The 19,136-nt window shown below is 42.1% G+C and carries 19 protein-coding genes and 1 pseudogene; 11 read left to right on the top strand and 9 right to left on the bottom strand.

Annotation, left to right across the window (positions count from 1 at the left end):
* Positions 1-173 precede the first annotated feature (173 nt).
* Together sohB and C5471_RS02760 are read left to right on the top strand one after the other, a co-directional pair.
* Positions 174-1,220: a protease SohB gene (gene sohB / locus C5471_RS02765; RefSeq protein WP_133812959.1), complete on the top strand. Its 1,047-nt coding sequence runs from the start codon at positions 174-176 to the stop codon at positions 1,218-1,220.
* A gap of 431 nt (positions 1,221-1,651) precedes the next feature.
* A complete protein-coding gene (locus tag C5471_RS02760) occupies positions 1,652-2,485 on the top strand; it encodes an alpha/beta fold hydrolase (RefSeq protein WP_166295608.1) in 834 nt (277 codons plus the stop codon).
* Between the two features lie 27 nt (positions 2,486-2,512).
* Here C5471_RS02760 and C5471_RS02755 read toward each other — a convergent pair whose 3' ends face one another.
* Positions 2,513-2,728 carry a DUF2498 family protein gene (locus C5471_RS02755; protein WP_133812960.1) on the bottom strand — a complete coding sequence of 72 codons (216 nt, stop codon included), beginning with the start codon at positions 2,726-2,728 and terminating at the stop codon, positions 2,513-2,515.
* Positions 2,729-3,026: 298 nt separating this feature from the next.
* Here C5471_RS02755 and topA point away from each other — a divergent pair, with 298 nt between their 5' ends.
* Entirely contained in the window at positions 3,027-5,627 is a 2,601-nt protein-coding gene (topA, locus tag C5471_RS02750) for a type I DNA topoisomerase (RefSeq protein WP_133812961.1), read from the top strand.
* A gap of 304 nt (positions 5,628-5,931) precedes the next feature.
* Positions 5,932-6,906: an HTH-type transcriptional regulator CysB gene (cysB, locus tag C5471_RS02745; protein ID WP_021325452.1), complete on the top strand. Its 975-nt coding sequence runs from the start codon at positions 5,932-5,934 to the stop codon at positions 6,904-6,906.
* 50 nt (positions 6,907-6,956) lie between these two features.
* Here cysB and C5471_RS02740 read toward each other — a convergent pair whose 3' ends face one another.
* On the bottom strand, positions 6,957-7,784 hold the full coding sequence (locus C5471_RS02740; protein ID WP_133812962.1) for a hypothetical protein: 828 nt from the start codon (positions 7,782-7,784) through the stop codon (positions 6,957-6,959).
* A gap of 252 nt (positions 7,785-8,036) precedes the next feature.
* Between C5471_RS02740 and acnA the strand changes: the two genes are divergently transcribed.
* A complete protein-coding gene (gene acnA / locus C5471_RS02735) occupies positions 8,037-10,712 on the top strand; it encodes an aconitate hydratase AcnA (RefSeq protein ID WP_133812963.1) in 2,676 nt (891 codons plus the stop codon).
* A gap of 65 nt (positions 10,713-10,777) precedes the next feature.
* On the opposite strand, the gene ribA is transcribed toward acnA, so the two are convergent.
* Positions 10,778-11,374, bottom strand: a complete 597-nt coding sequence (gene ribA / locus C5471_RS02730; protein WP_133812964.1) for a GTP cyclohydrolase II — start codon at positions 11,372-11,374, stop codon at positions 10,778-10,780.
* A gap of 456 nt (positions 11,375-11,830) precedes the next feature.
* Between ribA and C5471_RS02725 the strand changes: the two genes are divergently transcribed.
* From C5471_RS02725 to C5471_RS02700, 6 genes are all read left to right on the top strand, one after another.
* Positions 11,831-12,142 (top strand): lipopolysaccharide assembly protein LapA domain-containing protein, encoded by a 312-nt coding sequence (locus tag C5471_RS02725; RefSeq protein ID WP_133812965.1) that lies wholly within the window; start codon positions 11,831-11,833, stop codon positions 12,140-12,142.
* Between the two features lie 6 nt (positions 12,143-12,148).
* On the top strand, positions 12,149-13,318 hold the full coding sequence (gene lapB, locus C5471_RS02720; protein ID WP_133812966.1) for a lipopolysaccharide assembly protein LapB: 1,170 nt from the start codon (positions 12,149-12,151) through the stop codon (positions 13,316-13,318).
* A gap of 44 nt (positions 13,319-13,362) precedes the next feature.
* Complete coding sequence (gene pyrF, locus C5471_RS02715; protein WP_166295605.1) at positions 13,363-14,109, top strand: orotidine-5'-phosphate decarboxylase; 747 nt, start codon at positions 13,363-13,365, stop codon at positions 14,107-14,109.
* Entirely contained in the window at positions 14,099-14,425 is a 327-nt protein-coding gene (yciH, locus tag C5471_RS02710) for a stress response translation initiation inhibitor YciH (RefSeq protein WP_133812967.1), read from the top strand. The genes pyrF and yciH overlap by 11 nt, the downstream gene beginning before the upstream one ends.
* 443 nt (positions 14,426-14,868) lie before the next feature.
* Positions 14,869-15,474, top strand: a complete 606-nt coding sequence (locus tag C5471_RS02705; protein WP_133812968.1) for a TetR/AcrR family transcriptional regulator — start codon at positions 14,869-14,871, stop codon at positions 15,472-15,474.
* A gap of 36 nt (positions 15,475-15,510) precedes the next feature.
* Positions 15,511-15,990 carry a nuclear transport factor 2 family protein gene (locus C5471_RS02700; protein WP_133812969.1) on the top strand — a complete coding sequence of 160 codons (480 nt, stop codon included), beginning with the start codon at positions 15,511-15,513 and terminating at the stop codon, positions 15,988-15,990.
* A gap of 98 nt (positions 15,991-16,088) precedes the next feature.
* Here the strand turns inward: C5471_RS02700 and C5471_RS02695 are convergent, their stop codons facing one another.
* The 6 genes and pseudogenes from C5471_RS02695 to C5471_RS02670 all read right to left on the bottom strand — a co-directional run bounded on the left by C5471_RS02695 (position 16,089) and on the right by C5471_RS02670 (position 19,133).
* The gene (locus C5471_RS02695) at positions 16,089-16,268 is read right to left on the bottom strand and encodes an AbrB/MazE/SpoVT family DNA-binding domain-containing protein (RefSeq protein WP_133812970.1); all 180 of its coding nucleotides are present in this window, start codon (positions 16,266-16,268) and stop codon (positions 16,089-16,091) included.
* Between the two features lie 88 nt (positions 16,269-16,356).
* Entirely contained in the window at positions 16,357-16,671 is a 315-nt protein-coding gene (locus C5471_RS02690) for a CcdB family protein (RefSeq protein WP_133812971.1), read from the bottom strand.
* 2 nt (positions 16,672-16,673) lie between these two features.
* Positions 16,674-16,910: a type II toxin-antitoxin system CcdA family antitoxin gene (locus tag C5471_RS02685; RefSeq protein WP_133812972.1), complete on the bottom strand. Its 237-nt coding sequence runs from the start codon at positions 16,908-16,910 to the stop codon at positions 16,674-16,676.
* A gap of 93 nt (positions 16,911-17,003) precedes the next feature.
* Positions 17,004-17,414, bottom strand: a pseudogene (locus tag C5471_RS02680) (transposase); the annotation flags it as partial.
* Positions 17,415-17,492 (bottom strand): IS1 family transposase, encoded by a 78-nt coding sequence (locus C5471_RS25205; protein WP_133814204.1) that lies wholly within the window; start codon positions 17,490-17,492, stop codon positions 17,415-17,417.
* A 180-nt stretch (positions 17,493-17,672) separates the two neighbouring features.
* Entirely contained in the window at positions 17,673-19,133 is a 1,461-nt protein-coding gene (locus tag C5471_RS02670; protein WP_133812973.1) for a VPA0450 family T3SS effector inositol phosphatase, read from the bottom strand.
* Positions 19,134-19,136 lie beyond the last annotated feature (3 nt).

The raw sequence follows: 19,136 nt of genomic DNA, 5'->3' as shown, positions 1-19,136 counted from the left end.
GCGATTTGTTACCGTTGGAGGCAGTTCAGGCTATCAGAACAGAAATTGATATATTGAGTCAAATTTGTAAAGGCTGACTGCTCAGGAAGTAGATGGTGAAACATTACAGGCGTTAATATCGATTTTTAGTTAGAATGAAAACTATTAATTATCAGAAGACAAAGGTGGGTTTTGTGGAGTATTTATCTCTTTACGGGTTGTTTTTAGCCAAAGTGATAACGCTGGTATTAGCTGTTATCGGCCTGGCAATATTTGGTATTGGTGTAGGAATGCGGAAATCTTCGCTGAAAGGCGAGCTAAAACTGATAGATCTCGGTGGGTCATACCGGGATAAACAGCGTCAAATGCAGCGGGCCCGCATGACCGAAGCCGAAAGAAAAATCTGGTACAAAGAGTTTAATAAACAGCAAAAGCTCGAATCCAAGCAGAAGAAGAGTGAAGCTAAGACAGGGCAGAAAGGATTACAGAAACCTTGCCTCTATGTGCTGGATTTTAAAGGCAGTATGGATGCACATGAAGTGGATTCATTACGTGAAGAGATTAGCGCAGTTTTGGCAGTGGCAGATGCAAAAGATGAAGTTTTACTGCGTCTTGAAAGCCCCGGTGGAATGGTTCATGGTTACGGACTTGCCGCTTCCCAGCTTGCCCGTCTGCGTCAGAAAGGTGTCCGCCTGACTGTCGTCGTAGATAAAGTGGCGGCCAGTGGTGGTTATATGATGGCTTGTGTTGCTGATCGTATTGTTGCCGCGCCATTTGCCATTATTGGTTCTATTGGGGTGGTCGCTCAGATCCCCAATATTCATAAATTATTGAAGAAAAATGATATTGATGTAGAACTGCATACGGCTGGTGAATATAAACGCACCTTGACTTTTTTAGGGGAAAATACAGAGCAGGGCCGGAAAAAATTTCAGGAAGATCTCAATCAGACTCACGAATTGTTCAAAGAATTTATTCATACACATCGTCCATTGCTTGATGTGGAAAGCGTCGCTACAGGTGAATACTGGTATGGCACACAGGCGAAAGAAAAGGGATTGATTGACGAAATGGGTGTCAGTGATGATCTGCTAATTGCTCAAGTAGATCATTGTGAAGTTATTGGTGTCAGTTATATCCACCGTAAACGCATGGTAGAGCGTTTCACTGGCAGCGCAATGGAAAGTGTTGATAAACTGCTATTACGCTGGTGGCAGAGAGGAGAAAAGCCTTTGCTTTGATTAAAATACCCCGGCTTTGAATGAATAAATCTTGGCGTACCCAAAAAACGGCGTTTTTTCTTAACGCTCAGGGGCGCCTTGATAATCGTGTCGGTTAACAGCCCGGCGGATACGCTGATTGAACCGTGCCTCGCTCATTTCCCATTTATCGTTAAGATGCTATTCCCCTGAAAAACCAGATATTTTGTCCCTGTTAAAACATTACAGGTGTTACATAATTTGCTTTACATACCACTTCACCTGTGTGATGAGAGTCAGGATTTTTTACACTGATAATTGGTACTCTGGCTTCGCGTTTATGTGTTCTATCTGACTGATTTCCAAGTAAGTATAAGTCACTTTTGTACTGCGCCTGCGGCGCATTTAAACGCACTATACATATCCCAAAAAATGGCGATTTATTAATAATATTCCTAAGGAAATAAAGTATTATGGCTATTTCGCAGTACGATATTCATACCAGTCATGCTGTCATCTCTGTTGCTGATACTGGCGGTAACGGGTTACCTGTACTTTTTATACATGGTAATTCAAGCAGTAAAGACGTTTTTCGCCATCAAGTGAGATGTTTTGGCGATGAATACCGCATTTTGACTATTGATTTGCCAGGGCATGGTGCTTCATCAAACGCAGTGGATCCTCGCCGGACTTATTCAATATCGGGTTATGCTCTCTGCATTATCGAAGTGCTGGAAAAATTAGGCATCAATAAAGTGGCTGTTTTCGGATGGTCGCTGGGTGGTCATATCGGGTTGGAAATGATCTCGCGATTCCCTGGAATTGTTGGATTGATGATTTGTGGCACGCCTCCGGTTAGTCCAGGCGCAGAAAATGTCAGCCTTGGATTTAAGCCAAGCCGGTTCATGGCAATATCGGGTAAGGCTTCGCTGACTGAAGAGGAAATGACAGATTATACTCTGGCGCTGTATGGCAAAAACGCGCTTAGTGAACCCCTTCTTAGAGCCGCAGTTGCACGGACTGATGGTTTAGCCCGGCAATATATGTCCGAAGCATCCGTTTCACCAGATGTCATGGATCAACGATTGTTGGTTGAAACAAACCCAACTCCTCTGGCGATTGTCAATGGGGCGGAAGATTTATTTGTCAATATTGACTATATCAATGGAATAACCTACAAAAATCTCTGGACTGGTCGTGTTTATAATTTAACCAATCTTGGGCATGGGCCATTCTGGGAAGTGCCGGAGAGGTTTAATGTCATGATGGCGGGGTTTTTCTCCGATCTTCCCCTGAAGATTAAATAATATTTAAAGTTTATAGTACAAAGTGTTTCATATACCCGGCAGATATAGTTTTAAATGATTTTTTATCTGCCTATTCGTTTTTTCTTCACCCAGAAAAAATGCACGACGGAATACCAATATATTCCCTTTTTGTGCTACATCGTCTACGTGCATACCCTGAATAAAATCCTCATGTGGGCGGATAACACGGTTGGCTTTTTCTAATAATTGTTCACGTTTAATCGGTGTCGTTCCCTTTTGCATTTCTCAACCCTTATCAAAAATAATTTGTTGCGCATCATTTTTTATCAGGTAAAGTGTGAACTTTTCGTCATGTAGATGGAAGATTTTGTTTACGATTCGCTTCATCCATTTGCATAACTCATGGGCGGTATCTAAAATACCTTAAGTAATTCAACATGTTTTGGCTTCGGACAGATCATCTGAATAAAAATAAGTTGATATATTGCGAATCTATCGCAATATAAAAAGAGGTTTTAAATACCGTGATATGGACGCTGTGAATTTCGCCATCTGAAAAGATAACTAGGTAAAGATAATTATGGGTAAAGCTCTTGTAATAGTGGAGTCCCCGGCAAAGGCCAAAACAATCAATAAGTATTTGGGGAGTGACTACGTGGTGAAATCCAGCGTGGGTCATATCCGTGATTTGCCGACCAGCGGTTCAGCCAGCAAAAAGAGCTCGAGCTCATCTACCGATAAGTCTAAGAAGAAGGTCAAAAAAGATGAGAAAGCCGCATTAGTCAGCCGTATGGGGGTTGACCCATATCGCGGCTGGGAAGCTGATTATCAGATTTTGCCAGGCAAAGAGAAGGTCGTGGCAGAGCTCAAATCGCTGGCTGAAAAAGTAGATCATGTTTATCTCGCAACGGATCTTGACCGTGAAGGAGAAGCCATTGCATGGCACTTGCGGGAGGTGATTGGTGGTGACAGTGATCGTTTTAGCCGGGTTGTGTTTAATGAAATTACTAAAAATGCCATCAAACAGGCATTTGATAATCCGGGTGAATTGAATATTGACCGGATAAATGCGCAACAAGCCCGTCGTTTTATGGATCGGGTTGTGGGTTATATGGTTTCTCCGCTACTGTGGAAAAAGGTTGCCAGAGGGCTTTCTGCCGGTCGCGTGCAATCTGTGGCGGTACGCCTTGTTGTAGAAAGAGAGCGCGAAATTAAAGCGTTTGTACCGGTAGAATATTGGCAGTTACACGCTGATTTACTGGCGAAAGGTGAAATTTCACTGCATATGGAAGTGACTCATAAGCAGGGTAAGCCGTTTAAGCCGGTTAATGGTGAGCAAACTCAGGCCGCTATATCGTTACTGGAAAAAGCCCGTTACAAGGTTATTGATCGTGAAGATCGTCCAACATCCAGTAAACCGGGTGCGCCATTTATCACCTCCACATTGCAGCAGGCCGCCAGTACGCGTTTAAGTTTTGGTGTTAAAAAGACCATGATGATGGCCCAGCGTTTGTATGAGGCTGGGTATATTACCTATATGCGTACTGACTCAACCAACCTGAGTCAGGATGCGTTGGATATGGTTCGTGGTTATATCGGTGATAATTTTGGTGATAAATACCTGCCAAAAACCGCGAATACTTACAGCAGCAAAGAGAATTCACAGGAAGCGCATGAAGCTATTCGTCCTTCCAGTGTTGATGTCATGGCTGAACAGCTGAAAGACATGGATGCGGATGCGCAAAAACTGTATCAGCTTATCTGGCGTCAGTTTGTTGCTTGCCAGATGACACCGGCACAATACGATTCCACAACTCTTACGGTACAGGCGGGTGATTTTGAATTGCGCGCCAAGGGCCGTACATTACGTTTTGATGGCTGGACAAAAGTGATGCCTGTATTGCGCAAGGGTGATGAAGACCACACTTTGCCTGTTGTTGACATTGGTACTGAACTTGATTTGCAACAACTGCTCCCAAGCCAGCACTTTACCAAACCGCCAGCACGTTACAGCGAGGCATCCTTGGTTAAAGAACTGGAAAAACGCAGTATTGGTCGCCCGTCTACCTACGCTTCCATTATTTCCACGATTCAGGATCGTGGCTATGTTCGGGTGGAGAGCCGTCGTTTTTATTCAGAGAAAATGGGGGAAATTGTCACTGATCGGCTGGAAGAGAATTTCAACGGGCTGATGAGTTATGATTTTACCGCGCAAATGGAAGATCAGCTCGATCAAGTTGCAAGTAATAAAGCTGAATGGAAAGGGGTTTTAGATGAGTTTTTCACTGATTTCAGTGAACAGCTTGATATTGCCAATAAAGACCCGGAAGATGGCGGGATGCGACCCAATCCGATGGTGATTACCTCCATTGAGTGTCCGACATGCCATCGTCCTATGGGTATCCGCACGGCAACCACTGGCGTTTTCCTGGGTTGTTCCGGTTATGCGTTATCACCTAAAGAGCGTTGTAAGCAGACGATCAACCTTATCCCTGAAAATGAAATTCTCAATATTTTGGAAGGGGATGATGCGGAAACAAACGCATTACGTGCTCGTCGTCGTTGTAAAAAATGTGGTACAGCGATGGACAGTTATCTTATTGATAACCAGCGTAAATTACATGTTTGTGGTAATAATCCTGCTTGTGATGGCTATGAAGTGGAAGAGGGCGAGTTTCGTATTAAGGGATATGATGGCCCTGTCATTGAGTGTGATAAATGTGGCGCTGAAATGCACCTGAAAATGGGGCGTTTTGGTAAATACATGGGCTGTACCAGTGAAACTTGTAAAAATACCCGTAAGATCTTGCGTAGCGGAGAAGTTGCCCCACCAAAAGAAGATCCGGTTCCGTTACCTGAACTGCCTTGTGCAAAGTCTGATGCGTATTTTGTATTGCGTGATGGTGCCGCTGGCGTCTTTTTAGCCGCGAATACTTTTCCTAAATCGAAGGAAACCAGAGCTCCGTTGGTAGAAGAGCTGGCTCGTTTTAAAGACCGCCTGCCGGAAAAACTACGCTATCTGGCTGATGCGCCTGTGGCTGATGTTGAAGGTCATAAAACTGTTATCCGTTTTAGTCGCAAAACTAAACAGCAATATGCTTCTTCAGAGAAAAACGGCAAGGCAACGGGGTGGAGTGTGTTTTATGTTGATGGAAAATGGGTTGAGAAAGATAAACAGTAATAATTTTTAAGAGAGTCAATACGCTCTTTTTCTCAAAAATGAAGTTATTTTTTTCTATTAAGCCAACCTTATAGGTTGGCTTTTTTCATCTATCAACAGAATTTTAAAATATCGGCATAAAAATGTGGCTATAACTTTCGTTATGATTTTTTAATTATTCGTTATATAAATATATAACCGTGTTATAGTGGTTATATGCGATAACAGTATTATTTCTATTAGTTATAATAAATAGCAAACGGCAATATCAGGTCAAGTTTTAAGTCATAATCGTTCACAGCGTTTATTTTGGGATGGTGCTTATATGAAATTGCAACAACTTCGTTATATCGTGGAGGTGGTAAACCACAACCTTAATGTTTCATCTACGGCGGAAGGATTGTATACATCTCAGCCAGGGATCAGTAAACAAGTCAGAATGCTTGAAGATGAATTAGGTATTCAGATTTTTTCCCGCAGTGGTAAACACCTGACGCATGTTACTCCCGCAGGTGAAGAGGTTGTCCGAATTTCTCGTGAAGTATTGTCTAAAATTGATGCAATCCGGTCAGTTGCCAGTGAACATACTTATCCGAATCGTGGTTCGTTATATATCGCTACTACCCATACACAGGCCCGTTATGCATTACCTCCGGTGATTAAAGGATTTATTGAGCGTTATCCGCAGGTCTCTTTGCATATGCACCAGGGGTCGCCAACACAAATTGCGGAAGCGGTGAGTAAAGGTAATGCTGATTTTGCTATTGCCACTGAAGCGCTGCATTTATACGAAGATCTGATAATGTTGCCTTGTTACCATTGGAACAGAACGTTAGTGGTGACACAGGATCATCCGCTGGCGGGTAAAGAGAATGTTTCAATTGAAGAATTGGCAGAATATCAACTGGTCACTTATACCTTTGGTTTTACCGGTCGTTCTGAATTAGATGTTGCATTTGATAAAGTGGGCCTAAAACCTAAAATTGTGTTCACTGCTACTGATGCTGATGTCATTAAAACTTATGTCCGGTTGGGTTTGGGGGTTGGGGTTATTGCCAGCATGGCGGTTGATCCGGTGCAGGATAAAGACCTTATTTGCATTGATATGCGAGATAAATTCAGCTACAGCACAACTAAGATAGGTTTTCGGCGCAGTAGTTTCTTGCGCAGCTATATGTATGATTTTATGTGGCGTTTCGCACCTCACCTGACGCGTGATGTTATTGATCAGGCGGTTGCTTTGCGCTCAAATGAAGATATCGAAATCATGTTCAAAGATATCAAATTGCCAATCATATAATAAAATAGTAAGGGAGATAATGACTTCCATTATCTCCCGGATTTTATTTATCAGGTTGGATCAAACTCACCACTGAAAAAATCATCGGAATCTTCTATTGACATTTTTCTGTGTTTATTAATGAAATTATCAAAACTGGCCTTAAGATCAGGATGTTCGAGCGCTTCGTAGTCTAAGACCGATATTAAGGATGAGTATTCAAAATCAATATTAACATTCTCATTAGAAGCACAACTTGATAAAAAGTTTGAATTATTACTATCGAAATTAATTCGATAGAGTTTCAGTTTTGGAATATATACCGTCTTTTCTCCGACAACCAAGGTATCTATGGCAACTGTCAGTGTGACAGTAGAATAAAAACCTTTATTTTTCCGTATGCCTAAACGAATCGTTTCTCCTTGTTTGGTAAGAAAGTCAGCGAAATTTGCCAGCATATCTGTATTTTCGAATACAACAACATTCATGATAAAATGAAGAAAACTTTTTGAGATACTTAGACCCGTTAATGAGTCTGTGTAGCTTTTGGATTCAACTTTGCTGGTCCCCATTAAAGGGAGTTTGTTGACCACTTGAGTCCAGAATGCCATATCTGTCTTGTATTTCTCTCCATGCTTTTCTGCATGTTTATTGACATAATTAGTCGCGATGGAGGAAAGTGCAATTAATGTTTGACTTAAACTATTCGTTTTTTCCTGAACATCTTTTTGATCAGATAATTGTGTTGCTATAATGAATTGAACTAAACCATCTTTTTCTTTGTATGTATTTGTATTTTCTATATTAAAATAAGCTCCATCAATGTGGAAGAACTTATTGGCTTCATTGATTTTCTCGATATGTTCCTGGTGATTTATAATTGAGTTTCTTATATCCATAATTTTGTCCTTATTCTTTTAATTGATAATTCGAATCCAATTGATCTGTTGGAAAACGAATTCTATCTGATTGTCATTCGATTGTTTACCCAACTAAATCATCAAAATTTATTACTTAAATTCTGATGGATACTTTGAATTGACAAATTGTGTGGTAATAAAAAACAATTATTTGCTTATATGTTATGTTTAACTTGTGTCATGCTCATAAGATGGCTTTGAATGATGCCAGCATAATAAGAAGGAGGAGTTATGTCGTTTGATTTAAAAAAGGTTTGTGTTTCAACACTTTCCGCTGCAAGTAAAGAGTATGATTATTACAGCTTGCCACTGGTTGCTAAACATTTAGGTGATATTTCCCGCTTGCCCAAATCAATGAAAGTTCTTCTGGAAAATCTTCTGCGCAATATTGATGGCAACTCTGTTGTTGATGACGATTTAAAAGCGATTATTGATTGGCAAAATACCGGTCATGCAGATCGGGAAATTGCTTACCGGCCAGCACGTGTATTGATGCAGGATTTTACGGGTGTGCCTGCCGTTGTTGATTTAGCGGCGATGAGGGACGCCGTTCAGCGCCTTGGCGGCAATGTTGAACAGGTTAATCCATTGTCTCCGGTTGATTTGGTTATTGACCATTCCGTTATGGTGGATAAATTTGGCACGGAAAACGCTTTTGAACAAAATGTTCAATTAGAAATGGAACGTAACTATGAACGTTACCTGTTTTTGCGTTGGGGACAACAAGCATTTAACCGTTTTCGTGTTGTACCGCCAGGAACCGGGATTTGCCATCAGGTAAACCTGGAATACCTGGGTAAAACGGTTTGGCATGAAACGCATAACGGGCGAGAGTTAGCTTATCCTGATACCCTGGTTGGTACTGATTCTCACACCACGATGATCAATGGCCTTGGTGTTCTGGGATGGGGAGTTGGTGGTATCGAAGCGGAAGCGGCTATGTTGGGACAACCTGTTTCCATGCTTATCCCTGATGTGGTGGGTTTTAAACTCAGCGGAAAGTTACGCGAAGGAATTACTGCGACAGATCTTGTGCTGACAGTGACACAGATGCTGCGTAAACAGGGTGTGGTTGGGAAATTTGTTGAATTTTATGGTAATGGGTTAGCTGACTTGCCGCTGGCAGACAGGGCAACCATTGCCAATATGTCACCGGAATATGGTGCAACGTGTGGTTTCTTCCCGGTGGATGAGATTACGCTGAGTTATATGCGGTTAACCGGGCGCACAGAACAGCAGATTGCTCTGGTTGAAACCTATTGTAAGATCCAGGGATTATGGCGAAATCCGGGTGATGAGCCGGTATTTACCAACAGTCTGGAACTGGATATGTCTACGGTGGAAGCCAGTATCGCCGGGCCGAAACGTCCCCAAGACCGGGTTGCTTTAGAGCGGGTACCGCAGGCATTTCAGTCAGCCATTGATCTGGAGATGAATAAAGCACAAGGAAAAGTCGCCTCCGCCTCCGTTAATCTGAATAACAAGAACTATGAGTTAGAAGAGGGGGCGGTGGTTATTGCTGCGATAACTTCCTGTACCAACACATCCAACCCCAGTGTGATGATGGCTGCGGGTTTACTGGCGAAAAAAGCGGTTGAGAAAGGGCTTAAATGCCAGTCATGGGTAAAAACCTCACTGGCACCCGGCTCGAAAGTGGTGACGGATTACCTTAAACTTGCTGGCTTTATGCCCTATCTGGAGAAACTTGGCTTCAATCTGGTGGGTTACGGCTGCACAACTTGCATTGGTAACTCCGGGCCATTGCCTGAACCTATTGAAACTGCGATTAAGCAAGCCGATCTTACCGTCGGTGCGGTCCTGTCTGGTAACCGGAACTTTGAAGGCCGGATCCATCCTTTGATAAAGACCAACTGGCTGGCATCACCCCCATTGGTTGTGGCATATGCTTTATCCGGCAGCATGAAAAAGGATCTGACTAACGATCCTATTGGTCAGGATCAGCAAGGTAATGATGTCTATCTGAAAGACATATGGCCTGACCGCAAAGAAATTGCGGAAGCGGTTGATAAAGTTAAAGTTGGCATGTTTCACAAAGAGTACGCCGAAGTCTTTGATGGTGATGAGACCTGGCAGTCGCTGGACGTCATCAGTTCTGCAACTTATGATTTTCAGCCTGATTCTACTTACATCCGTCACCCGCCATTCTTTAGTGAGATGACAGCAGAGCCGGAGGCTATCACGGATATTCATGGTGCGAATATCCTGGCGATTCTGGGTGATTCTGTCACCACAGATCACATTTCCCCGGCGGGGAATATCAAAGCTGACAGTCCGGCAGGGCGTTATCTTCAAGAGCATGGCGTTGATCCTAAAGATTTTAACTCCTATGGCTCAAGGCGTGGTAACCATGAAGTGATGATGCGTGGAACGTTCGCCAATATTCGTATTCGTAATGAGATGATTGCGGGTGTAGAAGGCGGATATACCCGCCATATTCCATCTCAAACACCATTAGCGATTTATGATGCGGCCATGCGTTATCAGGAAGAAAAAACACCATTGGCTGTCATTGCCGGCAAAGAATATGGTTCTGGTTCAAGCCGCGATTGGGCAGCGAAAGGAACCCGGTTATTGGGGGTTCGGGTGGTGATTGCGGAATCATTTGAACGTATTCACCGTTCTAACCTGATTGGTATGGGGGTATTACCACTGGAATTCCCTCAGGGCGTAAACCGTAAAACGCTCAATCTGAAAGGTGATGAAACGATTGATATTGCCGGGATGAATAACCTCAAGCCTGGTCAGATTGTACCGGTAAAAATGACTTATGCTGATGGGCGTAAGGTGGTCATTGAGGCTCGGTGTCGTATTGATACTGGAACTGAACTGGATTATTTCTACCACGGCGGTATTTTGCATTATGTCATCCGTCATATGTTGAAATAATTTTTACATCACATAAAGATGGCACCAATATCGGTGCCGTCTTTGCCAGCTAAAATAAGTAGAAATTAAAGCTCATCAGGTAGAAAATGTCCCATTTTTCTGGCCTTGGTATCCAGATAATGAGCATTTTTAGCATTGCGACCGGTAATTAACGGAACCCGCTCCACAATATTAATACCTGCTTCGGTCATAATTTCTACTTTTTTAGGATTGTTTGTCAGTAGACGAATAGCATGAACGCCCAGCAATTTATACATGTCTGCACATAAGGTGAAATCACGTTCATCGGCGGCAAAACCCAACTGATGATTAGCTTCTACCGTGTCAGCGCCCTTATCCTGTAATGAATAAGCACGAATTTTGTTTAGCAGGCCGATATTACGACCTTCCTGCCGGTGGTAAAGTAATATCCCCCGTCCTTCCTTGGCTATTTGAGTCAGAGCCGCTTCAAGTTGAAAGCCGCAGTCACAACGTAGACTGAACAAGGCATCACCCGTCAGACATTCTGAATGGATCCTGGAGAGAACCGGTTCATTATCAGAAATAGTGCCATATACCAATGCGACATGATCTTGACCTGTGGCGATTTCTTCAAAGCCAATCATTAAAAAATCGCCCCATGGAGTAGGTAATTTAGCCTCAGCCACCTGTTTTAATTGCATCTTATTGTTCATATGTCGATTCAGACTCGTTACAAGAATAGATTTAAGAAAATAATACCGGTCTGGGAAATCAGCTGAAACTGTACAAGAAATTTTCTCTGATTATAACGTGCATCTATTCTGCCATATTTACAGCCAATTATCTGTGAAAAATCCTCAAATAATCGTATATAAGTAATTGGCATAACATCAATATGTTAAGCTGTGGACGGGTTTTTAAAATGTATACCAGTCTGGCAGGGGATAATATTGGTCGCTGCTTTTAGTTGGTGGGTTTAGATAGGTAATTGCTTCTTATTTACACTTGGTTAGTCGGAAGATATCGCAAAAAAGCGGAAAGAAGCATTTATCATGATAAATTGCTTCCTTTGCCCAGACTGGAAATGCTAATTTAATAGGCCGTTATGTCTGTTATTTGGCATAATATCCAAGCAACAATAGATAACAGGAAAAAATGTGAAATATTTTCTGATTTTATTACTGGTGTTGGTGATCTTTGTCATCTCTGTGACCCTTGGCGCAAATAACGATCAAATTGTTACTTTTAACTATCTGATTGCTAAAGGGAATTATTCCGTATCTACACTTTTGGCTATCTTGTTCGCCAGCGGTTTCGTGTTAGGCTGGGTTATCTGTGGATTATTCTATCTTCGTACTCGTTTGTCATTGGGAAGAGCTGAACGCAAGATTAAGCGACTCGAAGCACAACTGGAGCAACCGGCTGAACCTCCGGTTACTCATTCATCGCCTGTATTTAGCAAGGAATAAATCCCCATGTTAGAGCTGTTGTTTCTGTTGCTTCCTGTGGCCGCTGCTTATGGCTGGTATATGGGGCGCAGAAGTGCTCAACAGGATAAACAACAAAATGCTGATCGCTTGTCACGGGAATATGTTGCTGGGGTTAACTTTCTCCTTTCGAACCAGCAAGATAAAGCGGTGGATCTGTTTCTTGAGATGCTTAAAGAGGACAGTTCCGCTTTTGAAGCTCATCTGACTTTGGGGAATCTGTTCCGTTCCAGGGGAGAAGTGGAACGGGCTATCCGTATTCACCAATCTCTCATGGAAAGCGCTTCTTTGACATTTGAGCAGCGCTTACTGGCGACGCAACAATTAGGCCGCGATTATATGTCTGCGGGTTTATATGATCGCGCCGAAAATATGTTTGTTCAGCTGGTGGATGAAAAAGATTTTCGGCAAAATGCCTTTCAATCCCTGCTTACGCTTTACCAGGCAACCAGTGATTGGAAAAAAGCCATTGATATCGCTGAAAAATTAGTTAAATCCGGTAAACACGATATACGGGGAAAAATTGCGCATTTTTATTGCGAACTGGCTTTGCAGGAAATGAGCGGTGATGATCTTGATGAAGCTATTGGCTATCTCAATAAAGCTGTCCAGGCAGATAAAAATTGCGCCAGGGTTTCTATCATGTTGGGACGTCTGTTTATGGTCCAACAGGAATACACTAAAGCAGCGGGTTCTTTGAAATCTGTGCTTGAGCAAGATAAAGAGTTGGTCAGTGAGGTGTTACCTATTCTCCAGGAATGTTACCAGCATCTGAATCAGATTGATGAATGGGAAAATTTCCTCAAACGTTGTGTCGAAGAAAATAGTGGGGCAACTGCCGAACTTTTACTGGCTGATATTATCGAGCAGAAACAGGGCCATGAAGTCGCGCAAATCTATATCAATCATCAATTAGAACGTCATCCGACGATGCGTTTGTTTTATCGCCTGATGGATTACCATTTGGCAGAAGCGGAAGAAGGCCGGGCGAAAGAAAGTATTATTTTGCTGCGGGACATGGTAGGTGAACAAATTCGTACTAAACCTAATTATCGCTGCCATAAATGCGGCTTTACTTCTCATTCACTTTATTGGCACTGTCCATCATGTCGTTCATGGGATTCGATTAAACCTATCCGTGGGTTGGATGGTCAGTGACAATATCACAGTAATATTTCTTTGTTGGTCAAAAAGGTTAAAAAATGACATCGCATACCTTAACATCATTCGGTAAACAGATTAGCTCGCCTGTAATTGTTGCTTTAGATTACGACAATCAGGATGCTGCCTTGGCTTTTGCTGACAAAATTGATCCACAGGATTGCCGCCTGAAAGTGGGTAAAGAGATGTTTACCCTTAATGGCCCTCAGTTTGTTAAGTCGTTGCACCAGCGTGGCTTTGACGTATTCCTGGATTTGAAATTCCATGATATTCCCAATACCACCGCCAGAGCGGTAGCGGCTGCGGCTGAGATGGGGGTTTGGATGGTAAACGTTCATGCTAGTGGTGGTGCCAGAATGATGGCGGCGGCGAAAGAAGCGCTGTTGCCTTATGGTCATGCTGCGCCGTTGTTAATTGCTGTCACGGTATTAACTAGCATGGAACAATCGGATCTGCAAGGTATCGGTATTGATATTACGCCAGCGCAACAGGCGGAAAGGTTGGCAAAACTCACGCAGGAATGTGGATTGGATGGTGTGGTTTGTTCTGCGCATGAAGCTATACAACTGAAAAACGCTTGTGGTCAGGATTTCCGACTGGTAACGCCGGGGATCCGTCCGGCAGGCAGTGAAGCCGGTGATCAGCGTCGTATTATGACGCCGGAACAGGCGGTACAGGCTGGTGTGGATTATATGGTTATCGGGCGTCCGATTACCCGTGCAGTAGATCCGGCGGCGGCATTGCGTCAGATTAACCAATCTATTGCAGGAGTTATTAATGCAAGATAATAATTCGCGTCTGGTCTATTCCACCGATGGGGGCCGTATTCAGGAAGAAACCGCTAAACCTCAGCGTCCGAAAGGGGATGGTATTGTTCGTATCCAGCGCCAAAGCAGTGGTCGTAAAGGAAAGGGCGTTTGCGTTATTACCGGAATTGACGCTGATGATCAGACACTGGTCAAGTTGGCGGCTGAATTGAAGAGAAAATGTGGCTGCGGTGGTTCAGTAAAAGATGGCGAAATAGAAATTCAGGGCGATAAAAGGGATTTATTGAAACAATTGCTTGAAGCCAAAGGTATGACAGTTAAATTGGCTGGTGGCTGATAAAAGGGCGGATATTCGCCCTTTATTTATATTATCTCTTAACGTAAATCACCTGTAATACTATTATTAGTATATTCTTTTCTTTCTCTATTTTATGTTTATACAGCAATGAATGAGCAATGAAAATTACAAATAAGATTATTATTTGTAAATATTTTTTATTTGCCGAAGAGATAATATATAAAATAATTTATTATATTGTTTTTTTATTTTACTGATAAAATAATTAAAGATATAGCTAAAAACATCTTATTTGTTTCGTAAATTCCGTTTCGTAAATTCTTTTACATCATAATTTTGGTATCATAATGCACTGTAGACTATTTAAGATAGTTCTTTTGTGAAAATGGGTCTCTTTATGATAAATGTGATTATTATTAAAATTATTTTTTAAATCATAAAGATAACAAATTTATTCTGTTTTTTTAGTTAAGAGGTTGACTATGGAGAACGATCGTTCTACCATGAAAAACATGGAAGGTGAGAAAGCGGCAAACATCAGGGAAAACATGTTGGATGCTGTAGATGAATTAATTTACACTAGGGGGATTGCGGCGACAGGTATCGATCTGATAACGCGTACAACCGGTTCTTCACGTAAGACGATTTATCGTTATTTCGGTACCAAAGATGGGTTGGTTGAAGAAGTTCTTCGCCGGCGGGATGAACGATGGATGGGATGGTTTACTTCATCAATAGCTGAATATAAGACGCCAGAAGAGAAATTGCTGAATATTTTTCTGGTATTACAAACATGGTTTGAAAGTGATGATTTCAGAGGATGTGCGTTTATCAATACATCTGGTGAACGGCTTGATCCTGTTGATCCGGTAAGAATTATTGCTAAGGAGCATAAAGAGAAAGTTTTTACTTACGTTCTTTCTATTTGTGAAGAAATATCACCGGATTCATCGGTGGATTTAGCCAGGAAATTTTTGATTCTGATAGAAGGCGCTATTACAACTGCCCATATAATGAATGATAGAAATTATGCTTTGGAAGCAATGAATATCGCTAAGGCATTATTGAATAAATACAATGTGAGTTAATGAAAAATTTAATTATAATTAATTAGGAGACAAAATATGTCTGATACAAAAGAAATTCGCCAGCCAGTACCGCCATTTACCCGGGAAACGGCTATTCAAAAAATTCGCTTGGCCGAAGATGGATGGAACAGCCGTGACCCGGCAAAGGTTTCATTGGCTTATTCATTGGATACTCATTGGCGTAATCGCGCTGAATTCGTTCATAGCCGTAAAGACGCTCAGGATTTCTTAGCCAGAAAATGGGAGAAAGAGCACGAATACCGGCTTATTAAAGAATTGTGGGCTTTTACTGATAATAGAATAGCGGTTCGTTATGCTTATGAATGGTGCGATGATTCAGGTAACTGGTTTCGTTCATATGGTAATGAGAACTGGGAATTTAACCAAGATGGCTTGATGTACAACCGCTATGCTTGTATTAATGATCTGCCGATAAAAGAGTCTGAACGAAAATTTCATTGGCCTTTAGGTCGTCGCCCTGATGATCATACTGGATTATCTGATTTGGGATTGTAATTTAATAGTAAATAGAAAATTGTAGATATGGCTGGTTTATAGGTGTGCTTAATAAGCCAGCCGTGATGCTTTTTACGTTATCAGCATATAAATATTTTTCATAATTTCACGCGACCTTCTTCGATAATATCAGGGCGTGATTCTAAAAAATTATTATCAGCTTTTTCCTGTGACAGAAAAGAGTCCCATGTAGGTTTTATTGGTTTCAGAATAATGGAGTCCCCGATACAGGAAATTTCTAATTCGGCGATACCATCAAAATCCGTTACGGTACGCATGTGAACCTCCTTTTGTTTAATATATGTGCACAACGTAAGGGAGTTGGTCGGATAAGCGCAGTTTGGCAACAGTCTGCGCTTATCCGACTTAAATACCGTCAAAGAGGAAATCAAGTGCCGCCTTTACCTGATTACGGTATTGCGATGCATCGCAAAATTCAGCACCCAAAGTATGAACAGATATACTGGCTAGTTCGTGAGTCATGACAGCATATTCTTTGTCGTCTATTAGCCTGATAAGGGGGATCATTCGAGCAGGGCGACTGCTGTCAGGATATTTTTCAACTGGCAGAAGTGGGATCACAATTCGGCGGTTTAACTGCCCGATAATGTCACTCGTGACGTCCAGCAACAGGGGATAAACAACGGTTTTCCCAGTATTACGGTAAACGGTGAATTGCATCGTTAAAATGTCCTGTATTCATCACTGAAACAACCATGTTCGTCATGGAAACGGTTTAACGCCGCCAGAGCTTCCCTATTATCTTCCTGCCATTTCAGCGCCTCACGATGGCTCAATTCAGCATCCAAGGCGGCGGTCAGTGTAGCACTAAAGTTAATACCTGCTTCACGTGCCCGGCTCAGTAAGCTTCGTTCTACAGTCATTGTGACGCTCTGTGTGTTGCGTTGTTTTGCTGTCATGATTTATCTCCGGCATTGAGTATGCGTGTAGTGTACACGTGTACGTACACGAGTTGTAGTTCTGAATGTCGGCTTTTTATGCTCTCCAAGCCCCAATGTGCTCAGTGTTGCCAGTAAGCTCAGTACCAGCATTCTACCCGCAGAGCGACTGTGGCTGGCACGAAGACCAAATCCGAAACGCTCACTTTTTTCATCGCGAAAATTTTGCTCTATCTGCATGCGACGACGGTATAACTTGATGCTCTCCCGTGGCTTTAAATCGTCTGTACTACTGAAAATAAGCCAGGCTTCTTTTGCTGACTGCCGGTACTCGTTGTCTGTTTTAGTATACATTGGCCTGCCTTTTGAACGTTTACTTTTCCGCCCTTTAGGTAATTTCTTGTATGTATAAAAATGACCATTAATACGGTTTTTCTTTTCTTTGACCAGCGTTCCCGCTCCCATGTATTTCGGCGTTATTGTTCCAGGACAGTCAGAGATTTTCAGCCATATTTCAGGACTATCTTATACGCGGTCGGAGTGGCAACGAGGACAGTGAACGGTGATGGATGCTATGAAGTGCTGAGTCTCAAAAGCACCCATCATACCGCTTCAACCGATCGGAGGCATCACCCGATTAAGGTAGAATCGCCTTCGTTATGTTCGAGCTGATTAGTATGCCAATTTTTCAATTTGGCATACTTTTTTCGGGATAAACGCCCCTTCAAAAACTGACCACTCTTTGCTTTTAATATCTAACAGAGAGCAATTGTTAGATTGCTATTAGAGGTTAGCAACGAATTGTTTATTAAATTCAGCATTCACTTTATCACTGAGAAGTTCGTACTTTTCACTCAATGCAATTTGCTGCGTTTGTAGTTGAGATGGGTTTTTAGCAAGATCAGATGCGTGAAGTTGACCCATCTCTTCCATAAAGCCGCTAGTTAACTGACTGAAGAGTGCATCTTTACCGATAATAAAACTCGAAAAGTTCTCTTTTACGAACTCTTGTTCATTGGGACTTAAGCTTTCTAAACCTAGACGTGCCTGGTTAGCGGATGTGACATCGTCAAACGTCGCGTTAGCTGGATCAGTACCAGGCTTTAGGTATGCCGCGTCATTTTTGAAGTCACCAGCATTTTGAGTCATCGCGCTTTCTATGAGTTTTTGAGAGAAACTTCTTACCTCAAACGTAGACTGCACTGGTTTGTGGTCACTGACATTCACAAATCCATCAGTGATCACACTGGTTTCATGGTTCTGTAAGTTACCCGTTTTGTTGGTTAAACCAGTATTATCGAGCTCACCGAAATCAGGGCGATCTCGACCTTCTTTCTGTTTAATATTGCCAGTGTGCTTATCAAGCTGCATGTAGGTATGGCTATCGAGTGGTTTGAACTTAAAGCCATGTTTTGCTAAATGCGTATCATCGTGTGCAATTGGGTCGTACAGCACATCAGAGCCTTCAGCAACACGCTTCTCACGTTCATTGAGATCGCCGGTGATCAGAACCTCTTCATTCGGTTTGATCCCCTCCATCAACTTGTTTCCTTCGAATTCACGCTTTACTTCTTTGTTAGAATCCAAGTGCGCGGAAATCACGTTTAAAGCTTGGCCATTGATCTCTAAAGCGGTTTTCACCCCGCCTTTGTTACCAATGATACCGTGACGATACTCAGACTCTTTTTTCACGTTAATATCGACGCCATCTTTAGCAAAAACAGACATAGAAGTATAACTAACACCTTCACCAAGACCTTTGGTCATTACTTTCATTGTGTTTTGGCTAAGGAGGTTCATGCCATCGAGTTCTAGGTCGTTAGCAAGCAATTTAGACTCTTGTTCAGCAAACAAGACCACATCATAATCACCTTTTTGGATCAGATTCTGGAAGTAGTTCTTAGTCTCTTCCGGCATCTTTTGGTTAGCCTGGTTGTAGGTTAATGTTAAGACCTTAACGTTGCCGCTGTTCTCTTTTTTGTGCAGCTGTTGGTTCATCAGATTCAGTTTTAAATCACTGTTTTTCGATGAATCTGTATTGCTAAAGAAGCGGTTAAAAAAGCTGCGATTCTCTTTTTGTTTTAGGCTAACTTCACCATCACTGTTTTTAGTAACGCTGTATTCTTTACCAAATACAGAGCCAAACTTAACCGTATCACCTTCTTTCGCATTGGTTTTGATATTTTGAATATCCGCGAAGTCTAAACTACCTCTGTGCTGACTATTAATTTGAATTGTTGACATAAA

Source organism: Photorhabdus tasmaniensis (assembly GCF_011189505.1).
GTDB lineage: Bacteria > Pseudomonadota > Gammaproteobacteria > Enterobacterales > Enterobacteriaceae > Photorhabdus > Photorhabdus tasmaniensis.
Note: the sequence above shows the minus strand (reverse complement) of the source record. Positions and strands in the feature narration are given on the sequence as shown.